Origin of the sequence: Rheinheimera sp. KL1 (genome assembly GCF_001275035.1) — a bacterium.
Lineage (GTDB): Bacteria > Pseudomonadota > Gammaproteobacteria > Enterobacterales > Alteromonadaceae > Pararheinheimera > Pararheinheimera tangshanensis.
In genome coordinates this window covers 47457-58621 of the sequence record NZ_LAMX01000033.1, presented here as the reverse complement: position 1 = coordinate 58621, position 11165 = coordinate 47457, and the positions used below count along the sequence as shown (strand labels likewise).

Here is an 11165-nt window from a genome sequence, read left to right as displayed (position 1 = left end):
ATCAACCACTGGATCGGTCAACCGATCTGAAAAATGCTTATCTGATCGGCATTAGGCTTCATCCCTCATTCTTTAACACCGCTCATCGCCTGCCAGCCACCATTAAACCTAACAGCCGCCGACTGCTCTTGGTCTTTGATACGTTTCTTTGTATAAAGAGCTGACAACCACCACTAAAAAAGAACATCAATGAAAACAAAACCATGGTTAATAGCGGCTTTTGTCGCAGCAAGTGTCATAGGTTCTGCTGTGGCAGCGGAACCTCAAACTTATCAACTCAGTCCTGTTAGCGTCAAAGCCCCGGAAAATCCGGCTCATGCGCCTTTGACTCTGGAACAGATCATGGCAGATCCGGACTGGTTGGGGCGTCCTGCTGAAGGTGCTTTTTGGGCCGATAACAACAGTCAGTTGTATTTTCAGCAAAAACGCCAGGGCTCTGAAATCCGTGACTGGTACAGCGTCAAAGCAGCGCAGGGTGCTGTCACTACCACTGTACCTATGGCCGACTGGCATTTAATGGGGTCAGCACGGACTGTTTATAGTCAGGATGGTAAGTCGCTGGCTTACTTGTTTGAAGGGAATGTATTTGTAAAGCATCAGGGCAAGTTAACCCAGGTGACGCGCAGTTCGACCCGTTATGATGAAGTACAGTTTTTAGCTGATGGTCGACTGGTCTTCCGCTCAGGCTGGACTTATCAGGTGCTTGATTTGAATACAGGCGCATTGACTGAACTGGTTAGTTTGAAAAATGCTGAGAAGCCAGCTGCTCCCAAAGTGCCAGACACTTATATGGCTCAGGAGCAACACAAGCTGATAGAGTTTATTGCGCTGACCCATAAAAACAAAACAGAGAAATTTGAACAGCAGCAATTACTGGCCAGCCAAAATCAGGCTCTGGCACAATCTGCGGTGTATTTGGATAAAACCAAGCGTATAGCTTCAGCCAGTTTGTCACCTAAAGGCGATATGCTTTTGGTTGCGCTCGCGGACAAAGCTGAATGGCGTGATAAAACCGACATTATGCCAAACTACATTACGGCCTCAGGCCAGATCGCAGCAGAGGAGGTGCGTCGTCGTGTGGCGGATCAGAAACCTCAATCTCATCAGCTGTTTTTAGTGGATGTCAAAACTCAACAAGCCACAGAACTGAAGTTTGATACCTTGCCTGGCTTTGATGAAGATGTATTAGCGGCGGTAAAAGCTGAAAATGCCAAAGCACAAGGCAAAACCTATCAGTCGAAGAAGGCGCCTCGTGCTATTGAGCTGATTAATGATTGGAGCTGGAACCAGTCCGCTATTCAGTGGCATAACTCAGGTTCACAGGTTGCCGTAATGCTCAAAGCCTGGGACAACAAAGACCGTTGGCTGGCGACTGTCGATTTTGCCAAGAAGCGCCTGGTTAGTCAGCACCGTTTGCATGACGAGGCCTGGATCAACTACAGCTTTAACGACTTTGGCTGGTTAAGCCAGAAAGAGACCTTGTATTACCTGTCCGAAGAGTCAGGTTATGCGCATTTGTATGTCAAAGCTTTAAATGGCGATGCGAAAAAACTGACGGCCGGTACTTTTGAAGTCAGCAACCCACATCTATCGAAAAACGATCAGTACCTGTATTTCAAAGGTAACGTCAGCCATCCTGGTATTTATGAAATTTATCGTGTGGCGTTAAATAACGGTCAACTGGAACAGATGACGGCTTTAAAAGGCTCGGCCGATTACCAGTTATCGCCGGATGAAAACAAGCTGCTGTTGACCTGGTCTAACTCTGTAACACCACCAGAGTTGTACCTGATGGACAACAAACCTAAAGCGAAAGTGACTCGGTTAACCTATACCGTATCTAAAGAACTGACCGCACTAAATCTGGCGGCACCACAAGTTGTTGCAGTTCCGTCCAGTCATGGTAAACAACCGGTATTTGCCAAACTCTACTTGCCTAAAGATTATCAGCAAGGCGAAAAACGCCGTGCCGTGATTTTTAACCACGGTGCAGGGTATCTGCAAAACAGTGATTTGGGGTGGTCTGGTTATTTCCGTGAATATTTGTTCCATAACCTGCTGATCCAAAAAGGGTATGTGGTGCTGGATATGGATTACCGTGCATCAAAAGGCTATGGCCGTGACTGGCGTACCGCTATTTACCGTCAAATGGGGACGCCTGAGACTCAGGATTTAGTGGATGGTGTGAAATACCTGGTGGCCAATGCTCATGTAGATGAAAAACGTATTGGTACTTATGGTGGGTCTTATGGCGGCTTTATGACCTTTATGGCGCTGTTTACCCAACCGGATCTATTTAAAGCCGGTGCAGCACTTCGTCCTGTCAGCGATTGGGCTTATTACAACCATGGTTACACCTCAAATATTCTGAACACACCAGATGTTGACCCTATAGCCTATCGTCGTAGCTCGCCTATTTACTTTACTGAAGGTTTAAAAGGCAAACTGTTGATCAATGCGCCTATGGTTGATGACAACGTGTTTTTTCAGGATGTAGTGCGGGTGGTACAGCGTTTAATTGAGCATGAAAATGCTAATTTTGAGACAGCAATTTATCCGGTCGAGCCACATGGTTTCCGTCAGCCAAGCAGCTGGCTGGATGAGTACAAACGCATCTTCCGTTTATTTGAACAAGAGCTGTAACAGAGCAATACCAATGAAAATGGGGTCAATTGACCCCATTTTTACTTAATCAAAATCCGGTTCAAGTTCAAAGCGCAATAATTGCGATGAATAAGGCTGATACACTTCTAAACACAGCGCCTGCAATAATAAACGCGGCGCAGCGGCATATGCTTCGTCATGCGCATAAAAAGCATCGCCTAAAATCGGATGCCCCAGGCTTTGCATATGCACCCGCAACTGATGCGAACGTCCAGTCACAGGTCTGAGTTCCACTAAACTGCTTTGACCGTCAAAACTTAACCGCTGAAAATAGGTCAGCGCAGCTTTACCGGTTTTCTGACAGATTTTTTGTAGCGGTGGCTGAGTTGGATCCGCAAGCAATGGTGCGTTGACCATACCTTGTTCAGCTATCTGACCCCAGACCCGGGCGCGATAGATTTTTTTCACAGAGCGCGAGGCAAACTGCTGTTTTAACACCGCTTCAGCTTTACGACGAAGGGCGAAGACCACTAAACCTGATGTACTCATATCAAGGCGATGCACCAGTTGGGCTAATGGAAACTGCTGCTGCACCCTGCTTAACAGGCAATCCTGCATCTCTGCGCTGCGGCCAGGATTGGTTAATAAACCACTGGGCTTGTTCACCACCAAGATGTCTTTATCCAGATACAAAATATCCAGCACGGGATTAGTTGGTGGGTTATACACAAAAGGCCGTTGCATCCACTTACTCTTATTCATACAGATGGTTAGTACAGATTAGCTACTGCAGTTATAGCCCCAATTCTGGCATACTAGCCTTCACTTTGTATCTAGTTATTTGGTCGATGAAAACTGCTATTGATGATTTGGCGATTTTACCCGCCACAAAAGAGGCCTGGACTTTGCTGTATCAGGACGAATTTCTGTTGGTAGTGAATAAACCTGCGCATTTGCTCACTGTGCCAGGTCGCCACCCACAAAATCAGGATTGCCTGATAAGCCGTGTCCAGCAAGAGTTTCCAAATGCTGCTGTGGTACATCGGCTGGATTATGACACCTCAGGTTTATTAGTGTTGCCTCTGACTAAAAAAGCCTTATCGACCATCAGTAAAGAGTTCCAAAGCAGGGGGACAAAAAAGCTCTATCAGGCTGTGGTTTCAGGTGTGCCATATCCTCCCGTTGGTACTGTTGATAAAGCCATAGCTGCAGATCCGGACAACAGGCCTTTGTATAAAATCAGTTCGGATGGTAAAGCCTCGGTGACGCACTATAAGGTGCTGAAAGAATTACCTGAACATCAGGCCTCTTTGGTGCAATTGGAGCCAGTGACAGGGCGCTCACACCAATTACGGCTGCATATGCAAAGCATGGGGCACGCAATTTTAGGTGATCCTTTTTATGCAAAGCCCGCGCAGCAACAACAAAGCAGTCGTTTAATGTTGCATGCTGCTGAACTTGAGTTCACTCATCCACAAAGCGGTGAGTTGATGCATTTTAAAGCTGAGGCTGATTTTTTAAAGGCATTGTGTTAATCAGACGCACAAACAGCAGGCCAAGTAGCAAACCACAGACCACCCCATACAAATGAGCGTCTATCGCTACATTCGCCTCTATCAAAGCGGCCAGTTCTGCATCTGGCCCCTGGTAGTGCTCGTAAGCTACTTTGGCAAATACGCCGAATAAAATAAGCCAGCCGGATTGAATTTTATGGTTGATATCAAGCAGTGCTCCCACAGTAATAAAACAGTGCAACCAGCCAGATAAACCGACATAAATTTGAATATCAGGGCTTAGCAGATACAAAAGAACACTAATACCCAGACAACCAAAGAGCAGCAGCAAGGTAAAGGATTTGAGGCTGTAGTAAAGCTGATGCAGCATCAGCGTCAACACCAAAGCCGCCAGGTTCATTGCTAAATGCCAATGGTTGCTGTGCAGCAAATGGCCAGTCAAAGCGCGCCAGATTTGTTCCGGCTGAGCTCTGTGGTATTCCAGCACAGAGCGCAACTGTTCAGGCAGAAAATGCAGGGCGACCAGTAGCAAAACAAAAGCCAGCAGGCCGAACTGGAAAGAAGACAACGCGCGAAAATTCATCAGTACCATCATGTGCTTGATCAAACTGCTGCTATGCAAAAGCATTCGTCGCTTCAGGTCAAGGTTTTTAACGTGAAAAACTGCTTCAGTCATTGATCCAACTGGCCCGACTAGGTAAGGTGAAGGTCTGTCGTAGGTAGGAAAAACAATGATAACAATGAAACCCAAATGTTGGGCTCTGGCAGCGACCTTGCTGTTTAGTAGCTCCGCTTTATTTGCCGCTATTACCGATCCTGAAGCCACCACGGCTATAGAACAAAAACAACTGGTCATAGCCAGGCATTATATGGCCTCTGCTGCAAATCCGTTGGCGGTAAAAGCTGGCGAGCAGATCCTTGCTAAAGGGGGCAGTGCGGTCGATGCAGCGATAGCCATGCAACTGGTGCTGGGCCTGGTGGAACCACAAAGTTCAGGTATTGGTGGTGGATTATTTTTACTGCACTGGGATAAACAAAAAAACAGCTTAACTTCGATTGATGGCCGTGAAACTGCACCTGCGGCCGCCGGACCTGATTTATTCGTGCAAAACGGCAAGCTGATGAGCTGGCGTGAGGCTTTTGTCGGTGGTAAAGCTGTGGGTGTGCCCGGAGTGATCAAAGCATTGGAGCTCGCGCATCAACAGCATGGTGTATTGCCATGGGCCGAACTTTTTACTCCGGCTATTGAAATTGCGGAGCAGGGTTTTACGGTATCGCCCCGATTAGCGGGTTTACTTAAAGCCAATTGGAATCCGGGGCTGGATAAATTTGCCTTAAGTGCCGCCTATTTCAAAACCGAAGGTCAGTGGTTGCCAACAGGTTTTGTGCGTAAAAACCCCGACTACGCAGCCTTACTGAAAAAAATTGCCAAACAGGGCAGTCAGGCTTTTTATCAGGGCGATAATGCAAAAGCTTTAGTTGAAGCTGTGCAGCAGGCCGCGGTGAATGCTGGCAATATCACCCTTGCTGATGTCAAGGCGTATCAGCCAAAACAGCGTGAGCCGCTTTGTATTCCCTACCGGGAGTTTAAAATTTGCAGCATGGCACCGCCAAGCTCAGGGGGATTAGCTGTACTGCAAATGATGGGGATGTTGTCATATTACCCTCTGGCGAAACTCAAACCCAATTCAGTAGAAGCTATTCATCTGATCAGTCAGGCCGGTAAATTAGCTTTTGCCGACAGAGAACGTTTTGCGGCTGATCCGGATTTTGTCAAAGTGCCGGTTCAGGGCTTGCTGGCAGCGGATTATCTGAAGCAAAGAGCTGGCTTATTAACTGCTCCAGAAGGCGCTGCAGCTGTTGCTGGTCAGCCGCAAGGCGCCGAACCTTTGGCATCAGGCAACGCCATTGAGTTTGCTAACACCAGCCATTTATCTGTAGTGGATAGTAAAGGTAATGCAGTCAGTATGACCACCAGTATTGAAAATGCTTTTGGCTCAGGACTATTTGTGAATGGCTATTTACTGAACAACCAGCTAACCGATTTTTCATTACAAGCAAAAGTAGATGGCTATTGGGTGGCCAACAGAGTAGAAGCTAAGAAAAGACCTCGCTCTTCAATGGCTCCTATGATGGTGTTTGATAAAGACGGCAGCTTGGTCTACATCACAGGCTCACCGGGTGGCAGCCGCATTATTAATTATGTAGCGCAAAACCTGGTGGCTGTGCTTGATTGGGATATGGATGCGCAACAAGCAGCCAACTTACCACGTTTTACTCACAGAAATGATGGCTTAGTACTGGAGCAAAATACCAACTTAAGCCAGCTGGTGCCGGCATTGTTAGAACTGGGATACAAGCCAAAATTAGCCGATTTGAATAGTGGCATTCATGCTGTAGAGATTAAAAAAGACCGTTTGGAAGGTGCTGCCGATCCAAGACGTGAAGGCATTGCAGCGGGTCAGTGAGCAAAAGGATCAGGACAAGACATGAGTATTAAAGTATCGACAGAGGATGGCGTGTTAAGCCTGACTCTGAACAGGCCGGATAAAAAAAATGCGCTGAACAAGCAGATGTATCAGCAACTGGTGCAGCAATTGCAGCAAGCGGCGCAGGATGATGCGGTCAACGTAGTTCTGCTGCAAGGCTCTGCAGAGTGTTTTTCCTCGGGCAATGATTTAGCTGATTTTCTACAAAGTGGTGAGCTCAATGACACTCATCCAACAGTGATGTTTTTGTATGAAATGGCGAAGTTTCCAAAACCTGTAGTCGCTGCTGTGGCAGGTTTGGCAATAGGTATTGGTACTACGGTGCTGCTGCATTGTGATTTGGTGTACAGCACTGCTGATTGTCGTTTTCAGTTGCCTTTTACCCAGTTGGGTTTATGTCCTGAAGCGGGGTCGAGCCTGTTGTTGCCTCTGCTGATTGGCCACCAGCGTGCCAGCAGTCTGTTATTGCTATCAGAGGCTATAGATGGCAATGAAGCCTGGCGTATAGGTTTGGTGAATCAATTGGTGGCAAAAGAAGAGGTGCTGGAGTTTGCCCTGAATAAGGCGAGGAAGCTGGCAGCTTTACCAACAGATGCGGTGCAAAGCAGTAAAAAACTGATGAAGACGGGCAGTGCTGTACAGCAGACGATAGCGCTGGAGCTGGTGGATTTTAGTCGTTTATTACAAGGACCAGATTGTCAAAGGGTGATCCAGCAGTTTTTTAGGGGGTAACCTGCAGCACAGCCACATTGGTTGAAGCTGCAGGGAGGCGGCAAGTGATTGAGACCCCAGCAGCAGAGTTCAGCTCTGTGACTGGAGCTATAGCCTGCAGGCAACGATGCTGCAGCTTCACGTCAGAAGCTTATCAGACGTCTGTTCGTGAATAAGGATTAGGTTTGACCCCTTCTACCAGCCAGCGGCCATCTTCTTTTACCATTTTAACAATGCGCAGCTCTATTTTTTTATTGCCGTTGCTTTTGCCTTCAAACAACATAGTGATTTCGGCATGGTTACCATATTGCTCACGCAGGTTTTTGCCGGTGCGGTCAATGCTAATCACCACTTCATCAAAACTCATGTTGTATAAGGTGCGTACCACGCCTCTGGTATTGCCATACGCATCCAGAATACGGGCGTAAGATTCTGTGCTCAGCGCTTTGGCACGCTCTAAATCTTTAGTGGTGTACAACGAATGAAAAAACTCACCGGCAGCAAATTCGGGTGAGCCTAAATCGGCATTTACTTTGGGGCCATCTTCAGAGCAGGCGAACAGCAGCAATGAAAAAAGTAGTGCTAAAATTTTTTGCATTCGTTTTACCCAAATGAAATAAACAACCTACAGTCTGGGGAACTCCGTAGCAAAAGTAAAGAAAAAGGCCACAGAAGTAGCCTTTTTGTAGTTCTAAATACTTGATTAAGCTTGTAATTCGCTTTCAGTGAAGAAGTCGGCAAAGAGTGCGCTTGATAAATAACGTTCTGTGGAGCTTGGAATGATCACCACAATGTTTTTTCCAGCATTTTCTGGTTTTTCTGCCAGACGTTTGGCTGCAACGACTGCTGCACCTGAAGAAATGCCTGCCAGAATACCTTCTTCTTTCATCAGACGGTGAGCCATTGCAATGGCATCGTCATTACTGACAGTTTCTACCGCATCAATGACGGATAAATCCAGGTTGCCCGGAATAAAACCTGCGCCTATCCCCTGAATTTTATGTGGGCCAGGCTTAATTTCCTGACCAGCCAGCGCCTGAGTGATCACTGGAGAGTCCACAGGTTCCACGGCCACGCTAATTAGCGGATGCTTTTTCTCCTGCTTAATATAACGACTGACACCCGTAATAGTACCGCCTGTGCCTACACCAGCAACGAAGATATCCACCTTACCATCTGTGTCATTCCAAATTTCAGGACCTGTAGTGTCAAAGTGAATTTGTGGGTTGGCCGGGTTTTCGAACTGTTGTAAAAATACGTATTTGTCAGGATCGGACGCCAGAATTTCTTTGGCTTTTTCAATAGCGCCTTTCATGCCTTTCGCGCCTTCAGTCAGCACTAAATTGGCACCTAAAGCTTTGAGCAGCTTGCGGCGCTCTAAGCTCATGGTCGCAGGCATGGTCAGAGTTAAAGCATAACCACGGCTGGCAGCAACAAAAGCCAGAGCTATACCTGTATTACCAGACGTAGGTTCGATAATTTCTTTACCTGGACCTAACAGACCTTTTTTCTCCGCATCCCAAATTAACGCCGCACCTAAACGACATTTCACTGAAAAACTAGGGTTACGGGACTCGATTTTGGCGAATACATTGGCACCTGAAGTGACACGCTTTAAGCGCACCAGCGGCGTGTTACCAATAGAGAGTGAGTTATCTTCATAGATCTTTGACATAATAAAAAACCTTCAGGGTTTGATGAATGGGTATAAGAATACCCGCGCCTTGTTAAAACGAAAGAAAAGATTTGATATAAGATATTCCCATCTTAAGCCTGTCCTTTAAAAAAGAAGTAATCACAGATGATTTTCCAAAGCACAGAACACTATATTTTATCTCCTGAATTGGCACTGGCCGTTAACGCTGCAGTGACCTTAGAAAAACCTTTATTGATCAAAGGTGAACCTGGTACTGGCAAAACCCGCTTAGCAGAAGAATTAGCCGCAAGCTTAGGCACTGATTTGATTAACTGGCAAATCAAATCCACCAGTAAAGCTCAGCAAGGTTTGTATGAATACGATGCAGTATCCCGCTTACGTGATGGCCAATTGGGCAGTGAGCGGGTGGCCAACATCAGCAACTACATCAAACCGGGTAAACTCTGGACTGCTTTTACCGCAGAACAACGCCCTGTGTTGCTGATTGATGAAATTGACAAAGCTGATATTGAATTCCCTAACGATTTATTGCACGAGCTCGATCGGATGTCCTTTGATGTCTACGAAACAGGAGAACGTATCACTGCAAAGCAACGGCCAATAGTGGTGATCACCTCCAACAACGAGAAGGAATTACCAGACGCTTTTCTTCGTCGCTGTTTTTTCCACTACATCCGCTTTCCGGACAAAGACACCTTAACTCAAATAGTGCTGGCGCATTTTCCTAAACTACAGGCCGAGTTATTAACTGCCGCGTTAGAGGTGTTTTTTGACTTAAGAGCGGTAGACGCTTTGAAGAAAAAGCCGTCAACTTCTGAGTTACTGGATTGGTTAAAACTTTTGTTGGCTGAACAAATAGCGCCATCGGTATTGCAGGATAAACAACATCAGGGCGGTTTGATGCCGTTGTATGGCGCCTTACTGAAAAATGAGCAAGATGTCGCTTTGCTGGAAAAACTGGCCTTTATGGCCCGTCGCGCTGGCCGTTGATATGCTGATATCGTTCTTTTTAACTTTACGAAAATACGGTTTGAAATCCAGTATCACGGAGCTGTTGGATTTACTCAAGGCGTTGCAGCAGCAACTTATATTTGCAAGTACAGATGACTTTTATCTGCTTGCGCGTTTGTGTCTGGTCAAAGATGAAAGCCAGTACGACAAATTTGACCGTGCTTTTGCAGAGTATTTTGAAGGCATTGAAAGTCTGGATTTAGCCTCGCTTATTCCGGACCACTGGCTATTGCCCGGACTGATTAGGCAGTTGAGTGACGAAGATAAGGCCAAACTGGCTTCTTTAGGTGGGCTGGAGCAATTGCTGGAGCAATTTAAGCAACGTTTAAAAGAGCAGCAGGAAAAACACGCTGGCGGCAATAAATGGATAGGCACAGGCGGCTCTTCCCCTTTTGGTGCTTATGGCTTTCACCCTGAAGGTATCAGAGTTGGCCAGCAGGGCAGTGGTCAGCGCCGGGCGGTTAAAGTTTGGGATAAGCGTGATTTTAAAGACTTTGATCAAAATGCCGAACTGAATCACAGAGCGATGCAGCTGGCACTGCGACAATTGCGGCGTTTTGCCCGTACCGGACAAGCCACAGAACTGGACTTAAACGGCACTATTAAAGCCACAGCTCAGCAAGCGGGCTGGCTGGATTTAAAGTTTCAGGCGGAGCGGCATAATGCCGTCAAAGTGCTGATGTTTTTTGATATAGGCGGCTCTATGGATGATTATATTCATGAATGTGAGCAGCTGTTTGCTGCCGCCCGCACTGAATTTAAGCATCTGGAGTTTTTTTACTTTCATAACTGCCCGTACGAACAGGTATGGCGCACTCATCAAAGACGCAGTGCTGACGCAGTCTCTATTACTCAACTGGTACAGACTTATCATAGTGACTACAAAGTCATTTTTGTGGGGGACGCCACTATGGGCCCCTATGAAATCACCTATCCGGGCGGTAGTGTCGAGCATTTTAACCCTGAATCCGGCGAAGTCTGGTTAAAACGCTTGTTGGCGCATTTTCCCAATGCAGTCTGGCTCAACCCACAGCCGCAAGCCTGGTGGAGCCATTATCACTCCATTGAAATACTGCAAAAACTGATGCAAAACCAGATGTATGCTATGACGCTGGACGGTTTAAGCGGTGCCATCCGGCATTTATCAAAGCGGCATTGAAAAGGCCAGACGAACTGATT

Annotated in this window: 10 protein-coding genes; 6 read left to right on the top strand and 4 right to left on the bottom strand. The window is 46.7% G+C overall.

Going from position 1 to position 11165, the window contains the following annotated elements:
- Positions 1 to 189: 189 nt before the first annotated feature.
- Positions 190 to 2643 (top strand): S9 family peptidase, encoded by a 2454-nt coding sequence (locus tag WH43_RS18225; RefSeq protein WP_053425989.1) that lies wholly within the window; start codon positions 190 to 192, stop codon positions 2641 to 2643.
- A gap of 45 nt (positions 2644 to 2688) precedes the next feature.
- Here the strand turns inward: WH43_RS18225 and WH43_RS18220 are convergent, their stop codons facing one another.
- The gene (locus WH43_RS18220) at positions 2689 to 3348 is read right to left on the bottom strand and encodes an RluA family pseudouridine synthase (RefSeq protein ID WP_152342898.1); all 660 of its coding nucleotides are present in this window, start codon (positions 3346 to 3348) and stop codon (positions 2689 to 2691) included.
- 104 nt (positions 3349 to 3452) lie between these two features.
- Here WH43_RS18220 and WH43_RS18215 point away from each other — a divergent pair, with 104 nt between their 5' ends.
- Positions 3453 to 4139 carry an RluA family pseudouridine synthase gene (locus WH43_RS18215; RefSeq protein WP_053425987.1) on the top strand — a complete coding sequence of 229 codons (687 nt, stop codon included), beginning with the start codon at positions 3453 to 3455 and terminating at the stop codon, positions 4137 to 4139.
- Here the strand turns inward: WH43_RS18215 and rrtA are convergent.
- A complete protein-coding gene (rrtA, locus tag WH43_RS18210) occupies positions 4102 to 4701 on the bottom strand; it encodes a rhombosortase (protein ID WP_286050006.1) in 600 nt (199 codons plus the stop codon). The genes WH43_RS18215 and rrtA overlap by 38 nt on opposite strands.
- Positions 4702 to 4849: 148 nt before the next feature.
- Here rrtA and ggt point away from each other — a divergent pair, with 148 nt between their 5' ends.
- Positions 4850 to 6586 (top strand): gamma-glutamyltransferase, encoded by a 1737-nt coding sequence (ggt, locus tag WH43_RS18205; RefSeq protein ID WP_053425986.1) that lies wholly within the window; start codon positions 4850 to 4852, stop codon positions 6584 to 6586.
- 21 nt (positions 6587 to 6607) lie between these two features.
- A complete protein-coding gene (locus WH43_RS18200) occupies positions 6608 to 7339 on the top strand; it encodes an enoyl-CoA hydratase (protein WP_053425985.1) in 732 nt (243 codons plus the stop codon).
- A gap of 133 nt (positions 7340 to 7472) precedes the next feature.
- On the opposite strand, the gene WH43_RS18195 is transcribed toward WH43_RS18200, so the two are convergent.
- Positions 7473 to 7916, bottom strand: a complete 444-nt coding sequence (locus WH43_RS18195; RefSeq protein ID WP_053425984.1) for a hypothetical protein — start codon at positions 7914 to 7916, stop codon at positions 7473 to 7475.
- Between the two features lie 105 nt (positions 7917 to 8021).
- Complete coding sequence (gene cysK / locus WH43_RS18190; RefSeq protein WP_053425983.1) at positions 8022 to 8993, bottom strand: cysteine synthase A; 972 nt, start codon at positions 8991 to 8993, stop codon at positions 8022 to 8024.
- A 126-nt stretch (positions 8994 to 9119) separates the two neighbouring features.
- Here cysK and WH43_RS18185 point away from each other — a divergent pair, with 126 nt between their 5' ends.
- Positions 9120 to 9965, top strand: coding sequence for an AAA family ATPase (locus tag WH43_RS18185; protein WP_053425982.1), 846 nt, complete (start codon positions 9120 to 9122; stop codon positions 9963 to 9965).
- Positions 9913 to 11145 carry a vWA domain-containing protein gene (locus tag WH43_RS18180; protein WP_286050005.1) on the top strand — a complete coding sequence of 411 codons (1233 nt, stop codon included), beginning with the start codon at positions 9913 to 9915 and terminating at the stop codon, positions 11143 to 11145. The genes WH43_RS18185 and WH43_RS18180 overlap by 53 nt, the downstream gene beginning before the upstream one ends.
- The last annotated feature ends 20 nt before the right edge of the window (positions 11146 to 11165 follow it).

What these genes read in the sequence shown, in the direction of transcription:
- WH43_RS18225 (WP_053425989.1), top strand. Translation starts at nt 190, where the DNA reads ATGAAAACAAAACCATGGTTAATAGCGGCTTTTGTCGCAGCAAGTGTC.
- WH43_RS18220 (WP_152342898.1), bottom strand. Translation starts at nt 3,348, where the DNA reads ATGCAACGGCCTTTTGTGTATAACCCACCAACTAATCCCGTGCTGGAT.
- WH43_RS18215 (WP_053425987.1), top strand. Translation starts at nt 3,453, where the DNA reads ATGAAAACTGCTATTGATGATTTGGCGATTTTACCCGCCACAAAAGAG.
- rrtA (WP_286050006.1), bottom strand. Translation starts at nt 4,701, where the DNA reads ATGAATTTTCGCGCGTTGTCTTCTTTCCAGTTCGGCCTGCTGGCTTTT.
- ggt (WP_053425986.1), top strand. Translation starts at nt 4,850, where the DNA reads ATGATAACAATGAAACCCAAATGTTGGGCTCTGGCAGCGACCTTGCTG.
- WH43_RS18200 (WP_053425985.1), top strand. Translation starts at nt 6,608, where the DNA reads ATGAGTATTAAAGTATCGACAGAGGATGGCGTGTTAAGCCTGACTCTG.
- WH43_RS18195 (WP_053425984.1), bottom strand. Translation starts at nt 7,916, where the DNA reads ATGCAAAAAATTTTAGCACTACTTTTTTCATTGCTGCTGTTCGCCTGC.
- cysK (WP_053425983.1), bottom strand. Translation starts at nt 8,993, where the DNA reads ATGTCAAAGATCTATGAAGATAACTCACTCTCTATTGGTAACACGCCG.
- WH43_RS18185 (WP_053425982.1), top strand. Translation starts at nt 9,120, where the DNA reads ATGATTTTCCAAAGCACAGAACACTATATTTTATCTCCTGAATTGGCA.
- WH43_RS18180 (WP_286050005.1), top strand. Translation starts at nt 9,913, where the DNA reads ATGTCGCTTTGCTGGAAAAACTGGCCTTTATGGCCCGTCGCGCTGGCC.